Annotated in this window: 19 protein-coding genes and 1 tRNA gene; 15 read left to right on the top strand and 5 right to left on the bottom strand. The window is 70.4% G+C overall.

Going from position 1 to position 19,874, the window contains the following annotated elements; all coding sequences use genetic code 11:
- The first annotated feature begins 148 nt into the window (after positions 1-148).
- From dsbD to purH, 7 genes are all read left to right on the top strand, one after another.
- On the top strand, positions 149-2,077 hold the full coding sequence (dsbD, locus tag ACGTNG_RS05360; RefSeq protein WP_394575927.1) for a protein-disulfide reductase DsbD: 1,929 nt from the start codon (positions 149-151) through the stop codon (positions 2,075-2,077).
- 206 nt (positions 2,078-2,283) lie between these two features.
- Positions 2,284-2,742, top strand: a complete 459-nt coding sequence (accB, locus tag ACGTNG_RS05355; protein WP_394575926.1) for an acetyl-CoA carboxylase biotin carboxyl carrier protein — start codon at positions 2,284-2,286, stop codon at positions 2,740-2,742.
- A gap of 41 nt (positions 2,743-2,783) precedes the next feature.
- On the top strand, positions 2,784-4,124 hold the full coding sequence (gene accC, locus ACGTNG_RS05350) for an acetyl-CoA carboxylase biotin carboxylase subunit (protein ID WP_394575925.1): 1,341 nt from the start codon (positions 2,784-2,786) through the stop codon (positions 4,122-4,124).
- 102 nt (positions 4,125-4,226) lie between these two features.
- Positions 4,227-5,162, top strand: coding sequence for a 50S ribosomal protein L11 methyltransferase (gene prmA / locus ACGTNG_RS05345; RefSeq protein WP_394575923.1), 936 nt, complete (start codon positions 4,227-4,229; stop codon positions 5,160-5,162).
- A gap of 81 nt (positions 5,163-5,243) precedes the next feature.
- Complete coding sequence (gene dusB / locus ACGTNG_RS05340) at positions 5,244-6,302, top strand: tRNA dihydrouridine synthase DusB (protein WP_394575921.1); 1,059 nt, start codon at positions 5,244-5,246, stop codon at positions 6,300-6,302.
- Positions 6,299-6,637: a DNA-binding transcriptional regulator Fis gene (gene fis / locus ACGTNG_RS05335; RefSeq protein ID WP_394575920.1), complete on the top strand. Its 339-nt coding sequence runs from the start codon at positions 6,299-6,301 to the stop codon at positions 6,635-6,637. The genes dusB and fis overlap by 4 nt, the downstream gene beginning before the upstream one ends.
- A 94-nt stretch (positions 6,638-6,731) precedes the next feature.
- Positions 6,732-8,312 (top strand): bifunctional phosphoribosylaminoimidazolecarboxamide formyltransferase/IMP cyclohydrolase, encoded by a 1,581-nt coding sequence (gene purH, locus ACGTNG_RS05330; protein ID WP_394575919.1) that lies wholly within the window; start codon positions 6,732-6,734, stop codon positions 8,310-8,312.
- A 140-nt stretch (positions 8,313-8,452) separates the two neighbouring features.
- On the opposite strand, the gene ACGTNG_RS05325 is transcribed toward purH, so the two are convergent.
- The 3 genes from ACGTNG_RS05325 to folE all read right to left on the bottom strand — a co-directional run bounded on the left by ACGTNG_RS05325 (position 8,453) and on the right by folE (position 11,007).
- On the bottom strand, positions 8,453-9,910 hold the full coding sequence (locus tag ACGTNG_RS05325; protein ID WP_394575918.1) for an NAD-dependent succinate-semialdehyde dehydrogenase: 1,458 nt from the start codon (positions 9,908-9,910) through the stop codon (positions 8,453-8,455).
- Between the two features lie 106 nt (positions 9,911-10,016).
- Positions 10,017-10,427 carry a dihydroneopterin triphosphate 2'-epimerase gene (gene folX / locus ACGTNG_RS05320; protein WP_394575916.1) on the bottom strand — a complete coding sequence of 137 codons (411 nt, stop codon included), beginning with the start codon at positions 10,425-10,427 and terminating at the stop codon, positions 10,017-10,019.
- A gap of 22 nt (positions 10,428-10,449) precedes the next feature.
- Positions 10,450-11,007, bottom strand: coding sequence for a GTP cyclohydrolase I FolE (folE, locus tag ACGTNG_RS05315; protein ID WP_394575915.1), 558 nt, complete (start codon positions 11,005-11,007; stop codon positions 10,450-10,452).
- A 287-nt stretch (positions 11,008-11,294) separates the two neighbouring features.
- On the opposite strand from folE, the gene ACGTNG_RS05310 reads away from it, so the two are divergent.
- Positions 11,295-11,837 carry a TraB/TrbI/VirB10 family type IV secretion system protein gene (locus ACGTNG_RS05310; protein WP_394575914.1) on the top strand — a complete coding sequence of 181 codons (543 nt, stop codon included), beginning with the start codon at positions 11,295-11,297 and terminating at the stop codon, positions 11,835-11,837.
- Positions 11,838-11,940: 103 nt separating this feature from the next.
- Here the strand turns inward: ACGTNG_RS05310 and ACGTNG_RS05305 are convergent, their stop codons facing one another.
- Both ACGTNG_RS05305 and ACGTNG_RS05300 read right to left on the bottom strand, forming a co-directional pair.
- Positions 11,941-12,927 carry a serine/threonine protein kinase gene (locus ACGTNG_RS05305; RefSeq protein ID WP_394575913.1) on the bottom strand — a complete coding sequence of 329 codons (987 nt, stop codon included), beginning with the start codon at positions 12,925-12,927 and terminating at the stop codon, positions 11,941-11,943.
- 49 nt (positions 12,928-12,976) lie between these two features.
- Positions 12,977-13,693 carry a ComFC family protein gene (locus ACGTNG_RS05300; RefSeq protein WP_394575911.1) on the bottom strand — a complete coding sequence of 239 codons (717 nt, stop codon included), beginning with the start codon at positions 13,691-13,693 and terminating at the stop codon, positions 12,977-12,979.
- 70 nt (positions 13,694-13,763) lie between these two features.
- Here ACGTNG_RS05300 and bioB point away from each other — a divergent pair, with 70 nt between their 5' ends.
- From bioB to bioA, 7 genes are all read left to right on the top strand, one after another.
- Positions 13,764-14,894, top strand: a complete 1,131-nt coding sequence (gene bioB / locus ACGTNG_RS05295; RefSeq protein WP_394575909.1) for a biotin synthase BioB — start codon at positions 13,764-13,766, stop codon at positions 14,892-14,894.
- 6 nt (positions 14,895-14,900) lie between these two features.
- Positions 14,901-16,055, top strand: coding sequence for an 8-amino-7-oxononanoate synthase (gene bioF / locus ACGTNG_RS05290; protein ID WP_394575908.1), 1,155 nt, complete (start codon positions 14,901-14,903; stop codon positions 16,053-16,055).
- Positions 16,052-16,771, top strand: coding sequence for an alpha/beta fold hydrolase (locus ACGTNG_RS05285; protein WP_394575906.1), 720 nt, complete (start codon positions 16,052-16,054; stop codon positions 16,769-16,771). Before bioF ends, ACGTNG_RS05285 begins: the two co-directional genes overlap by 4 nt.
- On the top strand, positions 16,768-17,595 hold the full coding sequence (locus ACGTNG_RS05280) for a methyltransferase domain-containing protein (protein ID WP_394575905.1): 828 nt from the start codon (positions 16,768-16,770) through the stop codon (positions 17,593-17,595). Before ACGTNG_RS05285 ends, ACGTNG_RS05280 begins: the two co-directional genes overlap by 4 nt.
- A 1-nt stretch (position 17,596) precedes the next feature.
- The gene (gene bioD / locus ACGTNG_RS05275; protein WP_394575904.1) at positions 17,597-18,298 is read left to right on the top strand and encodes a dethiobiotin synthase; all 702 of its coding nucleotides are present in this window, start codon (positions 17,597-17,599) and stop codon (positions 18,296-18,298) included.
- Between the two features lie 44 nt (positions 18,299-18,342).
- A tRNA-Leu gene (locus ACGTNG_RS05270) sits at positions 18,343-18,427 on the top strand.
- A 174-nt stretch (positions 18,428-18,601) separates the two neighbouring features.
- Positions 18,602-19,873 (top strand): adenosylmethionine--8-amino-7-oxononanoate transaminase, encoded by a 1,272-nt coding sequence (gene bioA, locus ACGTNG_RS05265; protein WP_394575903.1) that lies wholly within the window; start codon positions 18,602-18,604, stop codon positions 19,871-19,873.
- The last annotated feature ends 1 nt before the right edge of the window (position 19,874 follow it).

Here is a 19,874-nt window from a genome sequence, read left to right as displayed (position 1 = left end):
CCTCTTCGGGAGGATGCCATCCACAGCCTCCTGACTACTGCGATATCCTAGCAGGCCCGCGGCCATGCCGCCGATGGGGAACCCCGACCACTGCTCGGGGTCAAATCGCGCCAAACGCTCAATGCTCAACGTGACTCAAGGAAGACCCGTGTCGATCGTACTGCGACTTGCCCTGCTGATCCTCCTGCTGCTGCCGCTGGGCGCTCAGGCCCAATGGTTCTCCCAGAGCGACGATGAGGCGCAGTTCCTGCCCGTGCATGAGGCCTTCCAGCCCAGCGCCTGGCATGACGGAGAGACGCTCTACGTCGGCTTCGAGAACGCCGACGGCTACTACCTCTACCGCCACCAGTTCGAGGTCGCGAGCGAGGTGGCAGGCCTCTCGCTCGGCGAACCGGACCTCCCGCCCGGCGAGGCCAAGAGCGACGAGTTCCTCGGCGACGTCAACGTCTTCTACGACAGCGTGGTCTTTCAGAGCGCCCTGGCACCCGGCCACCAGGGCCCGCTGGAGATGACCCTGACCTTCCAGGGCTGCGCCGATGCCGGCCTCTGCTACCCGCCGGAGCGGGTCGAGCTCACCGCCCGCGAGGGCGAGGCACCGGCCCGCTTCGCCGGCTGGACGCCCGACACCCGGACGGAAGGCACCGAGCGCACTGCCGGCAACGAGGCATCGGGGGGCGTCGATGAGACGGCTGTCGCGGCCTCGACCGGCGCGGCTGCCGACGAGAAGCGTGACGACCGCGCCTCGGTCGCCGCCCCGACGAGCGAGGACGGTCGCTTCCGCTCGCTGATGGCCGAGGCCAGCCTGCCGCTGATCCTCGGGCTCTTCTTCCTCGCCGGACTCGGGCTGACCTTCACGCCCTGCGTGCTGCCCATGGTGCCGATCCTCTCCTCGATCATCGTCGGCCAGCACCCGACCCGCCCCCGCGCCTTCGCCCTCTCGGCGAGCTACGTGGGCGGCATGGCACTGACCTACGCCGCCGTCGGCGTGCTGATGGGACTGTTCGGCGCCGGCCTGAACCTGCAGGCGCGCCTGCAGTCGGCCCCGGTGCTGATCACCTTTGCCCTGCTCTTCACGCTCTTCGCCCTGGCCATGTTCGGGGCCTTCAACCTGCGCCTGTCGTCCTCGCTCTCGGGCCGCATCGATGCCTGGCAGGCCCGCGCCCAGCAGAGCGGCCCCGCCGGCCTGGCGCTGGCCGGCGCGCTGTCGGTGCTGGTGGTCTCGCCCTGCGTCTCGGCCCCGCTGGCCGGCGCCCTGGTGTTCATCTCCACCACCGGCGATGCGCTGATGGGCGGCGCGGCACTGCTCGCCCTGGCGCTGGGCATGGGGGTACCGCTGCTGCTGGTCGGCACCTTCGGCACCACCCTGCTGCCGCGCTCCGGTGCCTGGATGAACGGCGTCAAGATCGCCTTCGGCATCCTGCTGCTGGGGGTCGCCATCTGGCTCGTCGAGCGCCTGGTGCCGGGCAGCGTCGCCCTGCTGCTGTGGGCGGGACTCGCCATCGGCAGCGCCCTCTCGCTGGGCGCCCTGACCGTCAACCAGACGGCCGGCTGGCCGCGGGTCCGTCAGGCCGGCGGCCTGATGCTGCTGATCTGGGGCATCGCCCTGGTGATCGGCGCCTCCCGCGGCGGCGAGGATCCGCTGCGTCCGCTGGCCGTCAGCGTGACGTCCTCGGGCGCCGCCGCGGCGGGCGAGCCGGTCTCCCGGCAACCCATCACCACCGTGGAGGACCTCAGGGCCCTCGAGGCGACGCTGGCCCAGAGCGACACGCCGGCCTTCGTCAACTTCACCGCCGACTGGTGCATCTCCTGCAAGGTCATGGAACGCGAGGTCTTCCCGGCGCCGCCGGTCGTCGCGGCACTGCAGGACTTTCGCCGCATCGACGTGGACGTGACCGAGAGCGATGCCGCCAGTCGCGAGGTGCTCGAGCACTTCCAGCTCTTCGGCCCGCCCAGCCTGCTGTTCTTCGAGGGCGGCGAGGAGCTGCGCGACGCCCGCGTCCAGGGCGAGGTCGACGCCCCCCAGCTTGCCAGCCACCTCGAGGGCGTGCTGGACTGGCTGGCGACGCGACGGGGCTGAGCCCGCGACGCCCGGGCGATCGCGCTCGAACAGCGTTCCCCGACGGCTGGACATCCCGAACGATTTTCGGCAGACTCCGCCTCCACTGCTCCTTCATGGTCAATAGAGGCCGCAAGACACGCTATCTTGCCGCGATCTATTGCAAGTTGGCCGGGGTTGACAGCACCCCGGATCACCACCCCAACCCCACCGGTCGAGACAACGTCATGGATATCCGCAAGGTCAAGAAGCTGATCGAACTGCTCGAAGAGTCCAACATCAGCGAGATCGAGATCCAGGAAGGGGAAGAGTCGGTTCGCATCAGCCGCCACCCCAACGGCACGAGCTGGCAGCAGCCCGCGCCCCAGCCCTACGCGGCCGCCCCCCAGCAGGCGCCCCAGGCCCCGGTGGCTCCCGCCGAGCCTGCTGCCGCCGCCGAGCCGTCCTTCCAGGGCCAGAGCGTCAACTCCCCGATGGTCGGCACCTTCTACCGCTCGCCGGCACCGGGCTCCAAGGCCTTCGTGGAAATCGGTCAGAGCGTCAAGAAGGGCGAGACCATCTGCATCGTCGAGGCGATGAAGATGATGAACCAGATCGAGGCCGATCGCGACGGCGTGATCGAGGCGATCCTGGTCGAGGACGGCGAGCCGGTGGAGTTCGACCAGCCGATGGTCGTCATCGCCTGATCGCCCCCCGTCTTCATCACTCATCAACTGGCGGATTCATCATGCTGGACAAGGTTCTGATCGCCAATCGCGGCGAGATCGCCCTGCGCATCCTGCGCGCCTGCAAGGAGCTGGGCATCAAGACGGTGGCGGTCCACTCCACGGCCGACCGTGAACTGATGCACGTACGCCTGGCCGACGAGGCCGTGTGCATCGGCCCGGCCTCCTCGGCGCAGTCCTACCTGAACATTCCGGCGCTGATCAGCGCCGCGGAAGTCACCGACTCCAGCGCCATCCATCCGGGCTACGGCTTCCTCTCCGAGAACGCCAACTTCGCCGAGCAGGTCGAGCGTTCCGGCTTCACCTTCATCGGCCCGCGCGCCGAGACCATTCGCCTGATGGGCGACAAGGTCAGCGCCATCGAGTCGATGAAGAAGGCCGGCGTGCCCACGGTGCCCGGCTCCGATGGCCCCCTGGGCGATGACGAGGGCGAGACCCTCGCCGTGGCCCGGCGCATCGGCTACCCGGTGATCATCAAGGCGGCCGCCGGCGGCGGCGGACGCGGCATGCGCGTGGTGCACACCGAGGCGCACCTGCTCTCGGCGGTCAACGTCACCCGCACCGAGGCCCACTCGGCGTTCGGCGACGGCACCGTCTACATGGAGAAGTTCCTCGAGAACCCGCGCCACGTGGAGATCCAGGTGCTGGCCGACGGCCAGGGCAACGCCATCCACCTCTATGACCGCGACTGCTCGCTGCAGCGCCGTCATCAGAAGGTGATCGAAGAGGCCCCGGCGCCCGGCATCGACGAGACCGCCCGCGCCAAGGTGCTCGAGGCATGCCGCGAGGCCTGCATCACCATCGGCTACCGTGGCGCCGGCACCTTCGAGTTCCTCTACGAGAACGGCGAGTTCTTCTTCATCGAGATGAACACCCGGGTCCAGGTCGAGCACCCGGTCACCGAGATGGTCACCGGCGTGGACATCGTTCGCGAGCAGCTGCGCATCGCGTCGGGCCTGCCGCTCTCGGTCAGCCAGGAAGAGGTGGAGCTGAGCGGCCACGCCTTCGAGTGCCGGATCAATGCCGAGGATGCCCGCACCTTCATGCCGTCACCCGGCAAGGTCACCCTCTACCACCCGCCCGGCGGGCTCGGCGTGCGCATGGACTCCCACGTCTATACCGGCTACTCGGTGCCGCCCCACTACGACTCGCTGATCGGCAAGCTGATCACCTGGGGCGTGGACCGCGAGACGGCGCTGATCCGCATGCGCAACGCCCTGGATGAGCTGCTGGTGGAAGGCATCAAGACCAACACCGACCTGCACAAGGATCTGGTGCGCGACACCTACTTCCAGCAGGGTGGCGTGAACATCCACTACCTGGAGAAGAAGCTGGGCCTCTGAGCCCGTCTCCTCCTGCGCGCGGGGCGGCCATGGCCGCCCCGCTTGCGTTGCCCACTCGGCTCCCCTTCCCTCGCCCCTTCCCGCACCGACCGGAGATTGCCCATGCCCTGGATGCAACTCAAGGCCCGTATCGCCCCCGAGCAGGCCGAGACCCTCGAGGAGCTGCTGCTGGCCGAAGGCGCCACCGCCATCACGCTGCAGGACGCCTTCGACGAGCCGGTCTTCGAGCCGGAGCGCGGCACCACCCCGCTGTGGGACGAGACCGTCCTCACCGGGCTCTATGACGACCTCGAGGGCATGGAGGCGATGCTCGAGCGGGTGCGCCAGGCCTGGGCCGCCGAGTTCCCCGACGAGCCCTGCCCCGAGGTGGAGGTCGAACTGCTGGCCGATCGCGACTGGGAGCGCGAGTGGATGGCGGATTTCCATCCCCTGCAGATGGGCGAGCGGCTGTGGATCGTGCCGAGCTGGCACGCGCCGCCCGAGCCCGGCGCCGTCAACCTCCACCTGGACCCCGGGCTCGCCTTCGGCACCGGCACCCACCCCACCACCGCGCTCTGCCTGGAGTGGCTGGACGGCCTGGCGGTGGCCGGCGAGCTGGACGATCTGAGCGTGCTCGACGTGGGCTGCGGCTCGGGCATCCTGGCGATCGCCGCGCTCAAGCTCGGCGCCCGCGAGGCCACGGGCACCGACATCGATCCCCAGGCGCTCACGGCCAGCCGCGACAACGCCGAGCGCAATGGCGTGGTTGATGCCGCCTTCCGGCTCTGCTACCCCGAGCAGCTCGAGGCGGGGGCATTCCCGCTGGTGGTCGCCAACATCCTCGCCGGGCCGCTGGTCGAACTCGCCGACGAGATCGCCGGCCGCGTCGCCCCGGGCGGTCGCCTGGCCCTCTCGGGCATCCTCGAGGCCCAGGCCGAGGAGGTGCTCGAGGCCTACCGCGCCCGGGGACTCGTCATGGACGAGCCGACGGTGCGCGAAGGCTGGGTACGCCTCACCGGGCGGCGCTCCGTCGGGCATCGCCCCACGACCATCGACTGATCCCGATGCCCGCGCCTGGCGGTTCAACAACGCCCGGCGTGGGCGTATGATATGCACCCCTCATCGCCGACGACCCCGATCATGCACGACGCTCGCCCCCTGCCCCGCATCGGTCGCCACACACTGCCCAACCGGGTGGTGCTGGCGCCCATGGCCGGGGTCACCGACCGCCCCTTCCGCGCCCTCTGCCGGCGCCTGGGCGCGGGCCTGGTGGTGGGCGAGATGGTCACCTCGGACCCCACCCTGTGGCACACCCGCAAGTCGCGACTGCGCATGGATCACCGCGGCGAACCGGGTCCGCGCAGCGTGCAGATCGCCGGCGGCGACGCCGAGATGCTCGCCGAGGCGGCGCGGCTGAACGCCGCCATGGGCGCCGAGATCATCGACATCAACATGGGCTGCCCGGCCAAGAAGGTCTGCAACAAGGCCGCCGGCTCGGCCCTGCTGCGCGACGAGGCGCTGGTGGCCGAGATCGTCCAGGCGGTGGTCGCCGCGGTCGAGGTGCCGGTGACCCTGAAGATCCGCACCGGCTGGTGTGCCGAGAGCAACAACGGCGTGCGGGTGGCACGCATCGCCGAGGACGCCGGCATCCAGGCCCTGGCCGTGCACGGCCGCCATCGCCAGCAGCGCTACGCCGGCAGCGCCGAGTACGACACCATCGCCGCCATCAAGGCCGCGGTGGGCATTCCGGTGTTCGCCAACGGCGACATCGACGGCCCCGAGAAGGCGCGCCGGATCCTCGACTATACTGGGGCGGATGCGGTGATGGTCGGGCGAGGCGCCCAGGGCAACCCCTGGATCTTCCGCGAGATCGACCACTATCTGCGCCATGGCGAGCCGCTGGCTCCCCCGCAGGACGAGGAGCGCGCCGCGGTGCTGCGCGATCATCTCGGGGCCCTGCACGACTTCTACGGCGATCACATGGGCGTGCGCATCGCGCGCAAGCATCTCGGCTGGTACCTGGCCGGGGATGCGCGCTTCGACGACGACGGGCGGCGAGCCCTGCGAGCCACCTTCAATGGCCTCGAGAGCCCCCGCGCCCAGCGCCGCTTCATCGACGAACTCTTTCGCCACGACCCCGCCGCGACGCCACGTCACGTTGCCCGGGCCGTGGCATCCGACGGAACCTGTGCCGCATGACCAGCAGCCAATCCCTTGATCAGAATCTCGCCCCGTCCCAGTTCGAGTCCGCGACCTCCGGCGAGCTCGCCGAACTGCGCGACACCGTGCGTCCGGCCTCCCAGGACGACCGCCCCCTGCGCGAGGCCGTCGAGGCTTCCCTGGCGCGCTACTTCGATCATCTCGACGGCTCCAGCGTCACCGACCTCTACGCCATGGTGATGGCCGAGGTCGAGGCGCCGCTGCTGGCCTCGGTGCTCGAGCATACCCAGGGCAACCAGACCCGTGCCGCCGAGATGCTCGGCCTCAACCGCGGCACGCTGCGCAAGAAGCTCAAGCAGTACGGCCTGATCTGAACGGTCCATCCGGGGAGCCCATGCGGCTCCCTTCGCGTCTTCGCCGCCCCTTCGCAACCCGTGTCAGCCTGACCATCGACAGAGAGTGACTCCCATGGCCCAAGCCTCCTCCAACGCGGTCCGCCGCGCCCTGATCAGCGTCTCCGACAAGACCGGCATCGTCGATTTCGCCCGCGGCCTCGCCGAACAGGGCGTCGCGCTGCTCTCCACCGGCGGCACCTTCCGCCTGCTCAAGGAGCACGGCATCGAGGTCACCGAGGTCTCCGAGCACACCGGCTTCCCCGAGATCATGGACGGCCGGGTCAAGACGCTGCACCCGACGATCCACGGCGGCATCCTCGGTCGCCGCGGCCAGGACGACGACGTCATGGCCGAGCACGGCATCGATCCCATCGACATGGTGGTGGTCAACCTCTACCCCTTCGCCCAGACCGTCGCCAAGCCGGACTGCACCCTCACGGATGCCATCGAGAACATCGACATCGGCGGCCCGACCATGGTGCGCGCCTGCGCCAAGAACCACGCCCACACCACCATCGTGGTGGATGCCGGCGACTACGCCCGGGTGCTGGCCGAGATCGCCTCCGGCGAGGGCGCGGTGTCTGACGCCACCCGCTTCGACCTGGCCGTGAAGGCCTTCGAGCATACCGCCGGCTACGATGCCGCCATCGCCGACTACCTCGGTCAGCGGGTCCCCGGCGGCGAGGACGGCTTCCCCCGCACCTACAACCTGCAGTTCGAGAAGAAGCAGGGCATGCGCTACGGCGAGAACCCGCACCAGAGTGCGGCCTTCTACGTCGAGGCGGACGCCCGCGAGGCGAGCGTGGCCACCGCCACTCAGCTCAACGGCAAGGCGCTCTCGTTCAACAACGTCGCCGACACCGACGCCGCCTTCGAGTGCGTCAAGGGCTTCACCGACACCGCCTGCGTGATCGTCAAGCACGCCAACCCCTGCGGCGTGGCGGTGGGCGCCAACGCCCGCGAGGCCTACGACAAGGCCTTCGCCACCGACCCCACCAGCGCCTTCGGCGGCATCATCGCCTTCAACGTGGCACTCGATGCCGAGACCGCCCAGGCCATCGTCGAGCGCCAGTTCGTCGAGGTGATCATCGCCCCCGGGGTCGAGGACGAGGCGGCGCGCATCGTCGCCGAGAAGAAGAACGTGCGCCTGCTCGACGTCGGCGCCCACTGGCCCGGCGAGCGCGAGCACGCCCACGACCTCAAGCGCGTCACCGGCGGCCTGCTGGTCCAGGATCGCGACCTCGGCATGGTCGGCCGCGACGAGCTCACCGTGGTCAGCGAGCGGGTGCCCACCGAGCAGGAGATGCGCGACCTCGCCTTCGCCTGGAAGGTCGCCAAGTACGTCAAGTCCAACGCCATCGTCTACGCCAAGGATGGCCAGACCATCGGCGTGGGCGCCGGCCAGATGAGCCGCGTCTACTCGGCCAAGATCGCCGGCATCAAGGCCGCCGACGAGGGGCTCTCGGTGCCCGGCTCGGTGATGGCCTCCGACGCCTTCTTCCCCTTCCGTGACGGCATCGATGCCGCCGCCGCCGCCGGCATCGCCGCGGTGATCCAGCCCGGCGGCTCCATGCGCGACCAGGAAGTCATCGACGCGGCCAACGAGGCCGGCATCGCCATGGTGTTCACCGGCATGCGCCACTTCCGCCACTGAGCGGAGTGAAACGGCGGGACTCGCCCCGCCGTTTTCTCGAGTTCTGTATCAAGAAAAACCCCGCCGGGCGCTGAGCCCGGCGGGGTTTTTCGTTTCTTATGGCCTAAAGCCTATGGCTTGCTGCTTCGAGCAAGGCCCGATCAGCCGAGATCGATGCAGAGGTACTTGGTCTCGAGGAACTCGTCGAGCCCCTGATGGCCGCCCTCGCGGCCCAGCCCCGACGCCTTGACCCCGCCGAAGGGCGCGGCGGCGTTGGAGATCAGGCCGGTGTTGATGCCCACCATGCCGTACTCCAGGGCGTCGGCGACCCGCCAGACGCGTCCCAGGTCGCGCGAGTAGAAGTAGGAGGCCAGGCCATATTCGGTGTCGTTGGCCATGCTGACGGCTTCCTGCTCGTCATCGAAGGGGAAGACCGCCGCCAGCGGGCCGAAGGTCTCCTCGGTGGCCACCTTCATCTTGTCATGAGCGAAGCTGATCAGGGTCGGCGAGAAGAAGTTGCCGCCCAGCGGGTGCGGGTGGCCGCCCAGCAGCAGCTCGGCGCCCTGGTCCACGGCGTCGTGGACGTGCTCGCTGACCTTGGCGACCGCCTTGTCGTCGATCAGCGGGCCGATGTTGACCCCGTCGTCGGTGCCATGACCCACCTTGAGCTCGCTGTTCATGGCCACCGCCAGCTTCTCGCAGAAGGCGTTGACCACGCTGGACTGCACCAGGAAGCGATTGGTGCACACGCAGGTCTGGCCGGCGTTGCGGAACTTGGCGGCCATGGCGCCCTCCACCGCGGCGTCCAGGTCGGCATCCTCGAAGACGATGAAGGGGGCGTTGCCGCCGAGCTCCAGGGAGATCTTCTGGATATGCTGGGACGCCTGGGCCATCAGCTCGCGACCGACCTCGGTGGAGCCGGTGAAGGTGATCTTGCGCACCTGCGGCGACTCGGTCATGGCCGCGGCGATCTCCGAGGCGCGCCCGGGCACCACGTTGAAGACACCGCGCGGCACCCCGGCGCGCTCGGCGAGCTTGGCCAGGGCCGTGGCGGAGAACGGGGTCTGGCTGGCCGGCTTGACCACGATGGTGCAGCCCGCGGCCAGCGCCGCGCCGGCCTTGCGGGTGATCATCGCCGCCGGGAAGTTCCAGGGCGTGATGGCCCCCACCACGCCGACCGGCTGCTTGGTGACCACGATCCGCTGGTTGGCCTTGGCGGCCGGCACGGTGTCACCGTAGATACGCCGCGCCTCCTCGGCGAACCAGCGCAGGAAGCTCGCCGCGTAGGCGATCTCGCCCGCGGCCTCCTTGAGCGGCTTGCCCTGCTCATAGGTCATGATCATGGCCAGGTCGTCCTGATGCTCCATCATCAGGTCGTGCCACTTCATCAGGATGTCGGCGCGCTCCAGGGCGGTCAGGGCCTTCCAGCTCGGCAGAGCGGCGTCCGCCGCGTCGATGGCCCGCTCGGTCTCCGCACGCCCCAGGCGCGGCACGTTGCCCATCGGCTCGCCGGTGGCCGGGTTGAGCACGTCGATCTGCTCGCCGCTGTCGGCGGCGACCCAGCTGCCGTCGATATAGGCGAAGGGGCAATAGAGCTGCGTTTCCTTGAGGGCTTGCATGGTCGTCTCCTGCCGCTGAGCGGCCTCTTGTCGGTTTTCCCCATGCTAAGCGCAAAGACCCCGATGCACCAAGCATCGGGGTCCTTCATCGATCAACGCCGGGGGCTCACTGCGGCCGGCGAGGCTCCCGGGAATCGGAGAGCGTGATCGAGACCGAATCGGAGAAGCGCAGCGCGTAGGGCTTGTCGATCTCCACCTGGGCGGTCAGCACCTGCTCGTGGCTCATGATCAGGTCCAGCACCTCGCGGGTCATGCGCTCGAGCAGCTGGAAACGATGGTCCTCGACCAGGGCGATCACCTCCTTGGTGATGGTCCGGTAGTTCAAGGCCTGCTCGATGTGGTTGAACTCGACGGCCTTGTCCGCACGATAGCGAATCACCGCGTTGATCACCACGTCCTGGCGGTTCCTGATCTCGTCGTCCTTGATGCCGATGTGCGTCCGAAGGCGCAGGTTCTTGATGCGGATGGTGGCCAGGTCGTGGTCGAAGTGCTGATCGTCCAGGGCGTGAATCGGCATGTCGTGGCTCCTTGCGAGAAAATCAGCGGCCGTTGACCAGGGTGAGGAACTCCTGGCGGGTGCTCTGCTTCTCGCGGAAGGCGCCGAGCATCACCGAGGAGGTCATGCTGGAGTTCTGCTTCTCCACCCCGCGCATCATCATGCACAGGTGGCGCGCCTCGATCACCACCGCCACGCCCCGGGCCTCGGTCACCTGCTGGACCGCCTCGGCGATCTGGCGGGTCAGGTTCTCCTGAATCTGCATGCGCCGGGCATACATATCGACGATGCGGGCGAACTTGGAGAGCCCCAGCACCTTGCCGCTGGGCAGGTAGGCGATGTGGCACTTGCCGATGAACGGCAGCAGGTGGTGCTCGCACATGGAGTAGAGCTCGATGTCCTTGACCAGCACCATCTCGTCGGTCTCCGACTCGAACACCGCGCCGTTGATGATCTCCTCGAGCGACTGGGTGTAGCCGCGGTTGAGGAACTGCATCGCCTTGGCGGCGCGCTTGGGCGTGTCGCGCAGGCCCTCGCGCTCGGGATCCTCGCCCAGCTCTTGGATGATATGGCGGTAATGGTTGGCGAGTTCTTCGGTCATGGTCAGGCCCCGTGGCAGAATCGGTGTCCGGCGTGTCGATGGTGGATAGCCCGGCCATCACGCTTGCATCGTGTACAGAAGATATACAAGATCATTTTTTTGTACAATAAAAGAATCCAGCAACCCGACATTCTAGCGCATGATGCCCCTCGACGCAGGGGACCCACGGTCCGGTCAGTGACATCGTGTCGCGCCCTCCTCCACCCCCCAGGGCTGCCGGGTATGCCGCTCTGTGGTAGAGTAATGACTGCTTCATGCTGCGCCCAAGTCACCCTCGAGAGCCCGACATGATCAAGACCCCTGCCTCTCTGCTGATGGCCGCTACCCTGGCGGTACCGACCCTGGCCATGAGCGACACCCTCGAACTGCCGACCGATGCGACCCTCGACGTCCAGGTCATCGATACGCTGACGCTCACCGCCCAGGAGCCGGCCCGCGACGACCTGGTCATTCACCCGGTCGCCGGCGGTAGCGCCTCTCACACCCTGCCGGAATACTGCGTGGTGGTCGGCAACGCCCGCCTCGACGGTGAGCGCATCCGCCTGACCACCGACGCCCTGACCTGCATCGAGACCGACGGCAGCGAGAGCGAGATCTACAGCGGTGAGCTGTCCGCCGCCGCCTATGGCGCCGACGGCGATTTCGGCCTCCCCGCCTGCCAGGATGACGAGTGCCGACTGACCCCGCAGCAGACCTTCCAGCTGCGCCTGGCCAGCGACCTTTCCATCGAGCAGCAGGACAACCCGGCGGCCGAGATCAATGCGCAGCGCCGCCAGGGCGAAGGCGCCGCCGCTCCGACGCCGGCCGAGACCAGCCCCGACGCCGACTGAGCGTCATCCGCTCCACGGCATGCCCATGGACGCACCCTTCGGGGTGCGTCCTGCGTCATAGGCCCTTTCGGCCCCCACGCTCGCCCTCCCCGCTCGGCAGCGTTCAGGCCAGCCAGCGTGGCGCCGCCTCGAGCACCTGGCGCTGCTGTTCCAGCAGGCGCAGGTGACCATCCCAGTAGCCGGCATCGGCCAGCCACGGGAAGGCCAGCGGGAAGGCCGGGTCCTCCCAGCGATCCACCAGCCAGGCGCTGTGGCGCAGCAGGCGCAGGGTGCGCAGCGGCTCCACCAGGGCAAGCTCGCCACGCTCGAAGTCGCGGTGCTGCTCGTAGCCCTCGAGCACCTCGGAGAGCTGCATCTGGCGCTCGCCCTCGTCCTGGGCGGTGAACAGCATCCACAGGTCCTGGATGGCGGGCGCCATCAGGCAGTCGTCGAAATCGACCAGGGCGAAGTGCTCGTCTCGCCCGAGCACGTTGCCGATATGACAGTCGCCCTGCACGCGGATCATCTGCCCCAGCGCCTCGCCATGGGGGGCGAGCCGGGCGTGCAGCGCATCGCAGAGGCGCCGGTAGGCCGGGCGCTGGCGGCGATCCAGCCAGCGGCTCGCCAGCACCTTGTCGCGGGCCTCGAGCACCATGCCGTCGAGATCCAGCGAGCGACGATGCGCGAAGCGTCCCCGCTCGCCCACCGCATGCACCGCGCCGATCAGCTCGCCGAGGGCGAACAGGTGGGTCGGGTTCTCCAGCTCCGGCGCCTGGCCCGGCAGGTGCGGGAAGAGCGTGAAGCGAAAGCCCTCGGCGCGATGCAGGCTCTCGCCCGCCGCGTCGCGCCAGGGCGCCGAGACGGCCACCTCGGCCTCGGCGAGCTCGGCGAGGAAGGCGTGCTCCTCGCGGATCTGGGCATCCGTCCAGCGCTCGGGGCGATAGAACTTCACCACCCAGCGGCGCCGCTCGTCGTCGTGCACCAGGAAGACCCGGTTCTCGTAGCTGTTCAGGGCGAAGGGTTCCCCGGGCAGCCAGAAGCCGAGCGACTCCACCGCCGCCACGACCCGGGCAGGCGAGAGGTCGGCGAAGGGATGGGGACTGGTCTCCATGGAGGGCTCCGGCAGGCGGCGTAAAGGGTCCACTCTACCAGAGCCCGGATCAGCGGTCGTGGAGAGGCGTGCGCGCCACCGCCCAGGCCTCCGCCTCGCGGGCGCCGGCCCGGCGACAGGCCACGGCCAGCGCCTCCAGGGTCGCGCCGGTGGTCATCACGTCGTCGACCAGCGCCACCCGCCCGGGCAGGCCCGCCGGCACGCCGAAGGCCGCGCGCAGGTTGGTGCACCGCTCGCCGCGATCCAGGCCGCGCTGGCTGGGCGTATCGCGCAGGCGCACCGCTCGCACCAGCGGACAGCCGAGCCGCCGTGCCAACCGCCGGGAGAGCCACAGGGCCTGGTCGAAGCCGCGCGCCCGGGCCCGGCGCGGATGCAGCGGTACCGCCACCAGCGCCTCGGGCCAGGCCTGAGCGTCCGGCGTCAGCCCCGCCATCAGCAGCTCGAGCAGCAGGCTCCCGGCCCGCGGCGAGGCGTCGAACTTGAAGCGCTGCACCAGACCCGCCACCTCGGCGGCGTAGCGCAGTGGCACCCTCGCCCGGTCGAAGGCCGGAGGCCGCCCCAGGCAGCGCCCGCAGCGAAGCCCCGCCTGGGCCAACGGCTGGGGTTCGCCGCAGCCGTCACAGGCCGGCCGGTTCCAGGGCAGCCCCGCGAAGCAGGCCGCACACCAGGGTGCCTCCCCCGGCAGCGACGCCAGGCAGAAGACACAGCGACCGGGCAGGGCCCGGCGCAGCCAGCCGTCAACTCCACGCACTCTCGCGGTTGACATGAACGCCGCAGGCCTTAGGCTATCCGTCAACCTCGATTTCCACGTCAAGTTGACCATAAGAGAGCCCGCCATGCCTGCTGCGCCCCAAGAATCCCGCCCCGATTCCCTGACCCTAGCCACCCACGGCGAGGTCCGCCACGACTGGTCACTCGAGGAGATCGAGGCGCTCTTCGCCCTGCCCTTCAACGACCTGCTGTTTCGCGCCCAGCAGGTGCACCGGACCCACTTCGAGGCCAACGCCGTGCAGGTCTCCACCCTGCTCTCCATCAAGACCGGGGCCTGCCCCGAGGACTGCAAGTACTGCCCGCAGTCGGGCCACTACAACACCGGGCTCGGCAAGGAGAAGCTGCTCGAGATCGAGAAGGTCGTCGAGCAGGCGCGGGCCGCCCAGGAGGCCGGTGCCAGCCGCTTCTGCATGGGGGCGGCCTGGAAGAGCCCGCGGGAGAGCGACCTCGAGGTGGTGCTGGAGATGGTGCGCCGGGTCAAGGCGCTGGGGCTCGAGACCTGCATGACGCTCGGCATGGTCGACACCGACCAGGCGAGCCGGCTGGCCGAGGCCGGGCTCGACTACTACAACCACAACCTCGACACCTCGCCGGACTACTACGGCGAGATCATCACCACGCGCACCTATGCCGACCGCCTGGAGACCCTGGGCAACGTACGCGAGGCCGGCATGAAGGTCTGCTCGGGGGGCATCCTCGGCATGGGCGAGGCGCCCCGCGACCGCGCCGCCCTGCTGCAGCAGCTGGTCAAGCTCGAGCCGCACCCGGAGTCGGTGCCGATCAACATGCTGGTCAAGGTGCCCGGCACGCCGCTGGAGAACGTCGAGGACCTCGACCCCATCGAATACATCCGCGCCATCGCCGTGGCCCGACTCCTGATGCCGAAGAGCCACGTGCGCCTCTCCGCCGGCCGAGAGCAGATGGACGATTCCACCCAGGCACTGGCCTTCCTGGCCGGGGCCAACTCGATCTTCTACGGCGACACCCTGCTGACCACCGGCAACCCCCAGGTGGAGAAGGATCGCGCGCTGTTCGACCGCCTCGGCCTGCACCCCGAGCGCCGGGAGACCTGTACCGACGAGGCCGGCCAGCAGGCCGCCCTGACGGCCGCGCTCGAGGCCAATGCGGTGCGCCAGGCCGCGACGGCGCTGGACACCGAGGCCAGCCGGCTCGCCTACGACGCCGCCCAGGCCTGACCCGCCATGCCGGATGCCTGGACCACCTACCTCGGCGAGCGGGCCGCGGCCCAGCGCGACGGCGGCCGCTGGCGAGCACGCCGCACCCACCACCCCCGGGGGCCGCTGCGCGACTTCGCCGGCAACGACTACCTGGGCCTGGCCCGGGACCCGCGCCTGGCCGAGGCCCAGGCCGAGGGCGCGCGCCGGGACGGCGCCGGGGCCGGCGCCTCGCACCTGGTCAGCGGCCACCTGGCGGTTCACGAGGCGCTCGAGCAGCGCCTGGCCGCGCTGACCGGGCGACCGGCGGCGCTGCTCTTCTCCACCGGCTACATGGCCAACCTCGGCACCCTGCAGGCGCTCTGCGACGGCGAGACCCGGCTCTACCAGGATCGCCTGAACCACGCCTCGCTGCTCGACGGCGGCCGACTCTCGGGGGCCCGCTCGCGGCGCTTCCACCATCGTGACCTCGCCGACCTCGAGCGGCTGCTCGCCCGTTCGCCGACCGAGGGGCGCCGGCTGGTGGTCAGCGACGGGGTGTTCAGCATGGACGGCGACGTGGCCGACGTCGCCGGGCTCGCCGAGACCTGCGCCCGTCACGACGCCTGGCTGATGATCGACGACGCCCACGGGCTCGGCGTGCTGGGCGAGCACGGCGACGGCTGTGCCGGCCGGGCCGTTGGCCCGGAGCGCGTGCCGGTGCTGGTCGGCACCCTGGGCAAGGCGCTGGGTTCCGCCGGCGCCTTCGTGGCCGGCAGCCAGGCGCTGATCGATCACCTGATCCAGTTCGCCCGCCCCTACGTCTACACCACCGCCCAGCCGCCCGGCGTGGCCGCGGCGACCCTCGAGGCGCTGCGGCTGCTCGAGGCCGAACCCGAACGGCGCACGCGCCTGGCCGAGCGGATCGCGCGCTTTCGCGCCGAGGCCGCCCGGCTCGGGCTCGCGCTCTCGCCCTCCACCACGCCCATCCAGCCCCTGGTGCTGGGCGACAGCGCGCGCGTGATGCGCTGGGCGGCCCGGCTGCGGGAGTGCGGGATCCTGGTCGGCGCCATCCGCGAGCCGACGGTGCCCCGCGGCGAGGCGCGGCTGCGCATCACGCTGAGCGCGGCCCACGCCGACGAGGACCTCGAAGCGCTGCTCGAGGCCCTGGCCGCGCTGCACGCCGAGGAGGTGCCCGCATGACCCGGCTCGTGCTGCTCTCCGGCTGGGGCTGCGATGCGCGCCTCTGGCAGCCGCTGGCCACGCACTGGCCGGGGAGGCGACAGGGAGGGCTCGAGGTGACCACGCCCGACTGGCCCGGCTACGGGGGGCGTCCCGCCCTGGACGACCCCGAGGATCTCGACGCCCTGGCCGAGGCGATGGCCGACGACCTGCCGGCCGAGGCCGTCTGGGTCGGCTGGTCGCTGGGCGGTCTGCTCGCCGCGGCCCTGCTCGACCAGCTGCCCGCCCCTCGCGGCCTGGTGCTGCTCGGCATGGGCGCGCGCTTCTGCGACCCCGAGGGCGTCACCCAGGAGGCGCTGGCGACCTTTCGCACCGCCTTCCGCCGCGACCCGGAGGCGACGCGCGCCCACTTCCTGCGCTGGCAGCTGCGCGGCGAGCCGTCGCCCCGGGCCGCCCATCGCCGGCTGCTCGACCTGCTCGGCGAAGCGCCCGCCGCCCTGCCGGCCACCCTGGCCGCGGGACTCGGGCAGCTGGCCGCCATCGACAACACCGCCCGCCTCGCCGACGCCCCCTGCCGGGTGTGGCGCATCGCCGGGGCGCACGACCCGCTGCTGCCGCCGTCGACCCGCGACGCGGCCGACGTTCCCCTCGCCGATGCGGGCCACTGCCCGATGCTCAGCCAGCCGCTCGCTCTGGCGGACGCTCTCGCCGCCGCCGCCCAGGAGCGCGCCTCATGATGGCGCTTCCCACGCCCCCGCCGGACGCGCCTCGCCGCGCCGCGCCGCCTTCGGCGGACGACGCCGGCTGGCGGGGCCGCGTCGCCCGCGCCTTCTCCCGGGCCGCCCCGCACTATGCCGATCGGGCCAGCGCCCAGCGGGCCATGGCCGCGACCCTGCTCGAACGCCTGCCCGCGCGGGCCGAGGCGGTGCTGGATCTCGGCTGCGGCCCGGGCGAAACCGCCGCCGGGCTCAAGGAACGTTACGGCACCGCCTGCCGCGTGATCGGGCTCGACCTCGCCCCGGGCATGCTCGACGAGGCCCGCCGCCGCCACGGCGAGCCCGTGCGCTGGCTGTGCGGCGATGCCGCCGCCCTGCCGCTGAGTGAGGCGAGCCTGGATCTGGTGGTCTCGAACCTGGCGATCCAGTGGTGCCCGGACCTCGAGGCCGTGCTCACCGAGGTACGGCGCGTGCTGCGCCCCGGCGGTCGTGCCCTGATCAACACCCTCGCCCCGGGGACGCTGGCCGAAGTGAGCCATGCCTGGTCGCACCCCGAGCGCCCGGCCGGCCTGCTCGCCTTCCGCGACGCCGGCGAGCATCGCCGTGCGGCCTGGGCGGCGGGCTTTCGCCGCGTCGACTGCCGCGAGCACGCCGCGCGCTTTCACTATCCCGACCTCGCCGCGGTGATGGCCTCGATCAAGGGCGTCGGCGCCCAGGTCGCGCGGCCCGGCGCCCGGCTGACGCGAGCCGACCTGGCCCGGGCGGCGCGGCGCTTCGAGACGCTGCGCAAGCCCGACGGGCTGCCCGTCACCTATCGCCTGCTGACCCTGGAGCTCTCGACCTGACATGTCCGCCTATTTCGTGACCGGCACCGACACCGACGCCGGCAAGACCCTCGTCACCAGCGGCCTGCTCGCCCTGGCCCGGCGCCGCGGCCTCACCACCCTGGGGCTCAAGCCCGTGGCCTCCGGCTGCGAGGAGACCGACGAGGGGCTTCGCAACGTGGATGCCCTGGCCCTCGAGGCGCAGACCCGGCCGGCCCTGCCCTACTCAACGATCAACCCCTTCGCCTTCGCCCCCGCCATCGCGCCGCACCTGGCCGCCCGCCGGGCCGGGGCGACGCCGACGCTCGAAGCGCTCGTCGAGCATGTCCGGCCCCCGCTCGCCCTCGAGCGCGACCTGGTGCTGATCGAGGGGGCGGGCGGCTGGCGGGTGCCGCTCAACGACCGCGAGGATCTGTCGGAGCTGGCCGTGCGCCTCGCGCTGCCGGTCATCCTCGTCGTGGGACTGCGCCTCGGCGCCATCAGCCACGCCCGGCTCACGGCCGAGGCAATCCGTGGCGACGGCCTGCGCCTCGCCGGCTGGGTTGGCGATCTGATCGATCCCGGCTTCGCGGCGGACTACGCCCTCTACCGCGACAACCTGGCGACCCTCGCTGCCACCCTCGATGCGCCCTGCCTGGGCGTGGTGCCACGCCTCGCGGCCGAGGGCCACGAGGCGCTGGCCGCGGCCGCCGCCGATCACCTGGTGCTGCCCGATGTCGATTGACTTGGGCGAAGGCGTCCGTAGAATGTGCACGCCTGCCTATCCGTGCGGATGTGGTGGAATTGGTAGACACGCCAGATTTAGGTTCTGGTGCCTTCGGGCGTGGGAGTTCAAGTCTCCCCATCCGCACCATCTCAGCGCTTCATCACGCTCTCTTTCGCACCGGCTTTCCTCGACAAAGCACGGCGATTTGTTGCGTCCGTCTTTTGCGCGCCCCGCTTTCGAACACCCGTTCGCGACGCCCCGAACCAGCGCCCATCACGCTCTCCATCCCCTTCACTCTCTGCCGACTCCTCGGAGGCCCTCATGACGTCCCCCGTCTGGCACCCCTATGCCCACCTCAAGACCCAGCGCCCGGCCCCCAAGGTGGTCGGCGGCGAGGGCGCGACCTTCACCCTGGAGAGCGGCGAGACGCTGCTCGACGCCACCTGCTCCTGGTGGTGCATGATCCACGGCTATCGCCACCCGCGGCTGGTCGAGGCCATCCAGCGCCAGGCCGACGAGCTGTGCCACGTGATGCTCGGCGGCCTGACCCACGAGCCCGCCGACCGCCTGGCCCGAGAGCTGGTGCGCGTCACCCCGGAGGGCCTGAACCATGTCTTCTTCTCCGATAGTGGCTCGGTGGGCATGGAAGTGGCCATGAAGATGGCCGTGCAGTACCACTACCTGCGCGGCAAGCCGGCCAAGCATCGCATGCTGACGCTGATGAAGGCCTACCACGGCGACACCGCCGGCTGCATGGCGGTGTGCGATCCCGAGGAGGGCATGCACTCGCTGTTCGCCGGCTTCCTGCCCCAGCACCACTTCGCCCCCGCGCCCACCGCTCCCTTCGAGGCCAGCCAGGCGGAGGTGCAGCCCGATCTCGACGCCCTGCGCGGCGTGCTCGAGGCCCATCACGAGGAGATCGGGGCGCTGCTGATGGAGCCGCTGCTGCAGGCCGCCGGCGGGCTCAACATGACCTCGCCCCACTATCTTCGCGGCGCCCGCGAACTCTGCGAGGAGTTCGACGTGCTGCTGATCTTCGACGAGGTGGCCACCGGCTTCGGGCGCACCGGGCGGATGTTCGCCGCCGACCATGCCGACGTCACGCCGGACATCATGGTGCTCTCCAAGGGCCTGACCGGCGGTTACCTGGGCCACGCCGCGACGCTCGCCACCGACCGGGTGCACGACGCCTTCGTCGGTGACAGCGAGCTGCACGCCTTCATGCACGGCCCCACCTTCATGGGTAACCCGCTGGCCTGCCGGGTGGCGCTGGAGAGCCTGGCGGTGTTCGAGGAGGAGGATTACCTGGGCCGCATCCAGGCGCTCAACGACGTGCTGCGCGAAACGCTGGTCGATGACGAGGCGTTGCGCGCCCATCCCGAGGTCGAAGATGTCAGGGTGCTGGGCGCCACCGCGGTGATCGAGGTCCATGACGCCGCCACGCTCAAAGGCGTGGCCGACTTCGCCCGCACCCAGGGCGTCTGGCTGCGCCCCTTCGGCCGCTGGCTCTACACCATGCCCGCCTACGTCACCAGCGATGCCGAGATGCGCCGCATCACCGACGTCATGAAAAGCTGGTTCCTGGAGGGCTGAG

It is taken from the genome of Halomonas sp. B23F22_3 (assembly GCF_043496965.1).
GTDB lineage: Bacteria > Pseudomonadota > Gammaproteobacteria > Pseudomonadales > Halomonadaceae > Halomonas.
The sequence above is the reverse complement of the archived record's forward strand: the minus strand, read 5'-3'. Positions and strand labels throughout refer to the sequence as shown.

What these genes read in the sequence shown, in the direction of transcription:
- accB (WP_394575926.1), top strand. Translation starts at nt 2,284, where the DNA reads ATGGATATCCGCAAGGTCAAGAAGCTGATCGAACTGCTCGAAGAGTCC.
- accC (WP_394575925.1), top strand. Translation starts at nt 2,784, where the DNA reads ATGCTGGACAAGGTTCTGATCGCCAATCGCGGCGAGATCGCCCTGCGC.
- prmA (WP_394575923.1), top strand. Translation starts at nt 4,227, where the DNA reads ATGCCCTGGATGCAACTCAAGGCCCGTATCGCCCCCGAGCAGGCCGAG.
- dusB (WP_394575921.1), top strand. Translation starts at nt 5,244, where the DNA reads ATGCACGACGCTCGCCCCCTGCCCCGCATCGGTCGCCACACACTGCCC.
- fis (WP_394575920.1), top strand. Translation starts at nt 6,299, where the DNA reads ATGACCAGCAGCCAATCCCTTGATCAGAATCTCGCCCCGTCCCAGTTC.
- purH (WP_394575919.1), top strand. Translation starts at nt 6,732, where the DNA reads ATGGCCCAAGCCTCCTCCAACGCGGTCCGCCGCGCCCTGATCAGCGTC.
- ACGTNG_RS05325 (WP_394575918.1), bottom strand. Translation starts at nt 9,910, where the DNA reads ATGCAAGCCCTCAAGGAAACGCAGCTCTATTGCCCCTTCGCCTATATC.
- folX (WP_394575916.1), bottom strand. Translation starts at nt 10,427, where the DNA reads ATGCCGATTCACGCCCTGGACGATCAGCACTTCGACCACGACCTGGCC.
- folE (WP_394575915.1), bottom strand. Translation starts at nt 11,007, where the DNA reads ATGACCGAAGAACTCGCCAACCATTACCGCCATATCATCCAAGAGCTG.
- ACGTNG_RS05310 (WP_394575914.1), top strand. Translation starts at nt 11,295, where the DNA reads ATGATCAAGACCCCTGCCTCTCTGCTGATGGCCGCTACCCTGGCGGTA.
- ACGTNG_RS05305 (WP_394575913.1), bottom strand. Translation starts at nt 12,927, where the DNA reads ATGGAGACCAGTCCCCATCCCTTCGCCGACCTCTCGCCTGCCCGGGTC.
- ACGTNG_RS05300 (WP_394575911.1), bottom strand. Translation starts at nt 13,693, where the DNA reads ATGTCAACCGCGAGAGTGCGTGGAGTTGACGGCTGGCTGCGCCGGGCC.
- bioB (WP_394575909.1), top strand. Translation starts at nt 13,764, where the DNA reads ATGCCTGCTGCGCCCCAAGAATCCCGCCCCGATTCCCTGACCCTAGCC.
- bioF (WP_394575908.1), top strand. Translation starts at nt 14,901, where the DNA reads ATGCCGGATGCCTGGACCACCTACCTCGGCGAGCGGGCCGCGGCCCAG.
- ACGTNG_RS05285 (WP_394575906.1), top strand. Translation starts at nt 16,052, where the DNA reads ATGACCCGGCTCGTGCTGCTCTCCGGCTGGGGCTGCGATGCGCGCCTC.
- ACGTNG_RS05280 (WP_394575905.1), top strand. Translation starts at nt 16,768, where the DNA reads ATGATGGCGCTTCCCACGCCCCCGCCGGACGCGCCTCGCCGCGCCGCG.
- bioD (WP_394575904.1), top strand. Translation starts at nt 17,597, where the DNA reads ATGTCCGCCTATTTCGTGACCGGCACCGACACCGACGCCGGCAAGACC.
- bioA (WP_394575903.1), top strand. Translation starts at nt 18,602, where the DNA reads ATGACGTCCCCCGTCTGGCACCCCTATGCCCACCTCAAGACCCAGCGC.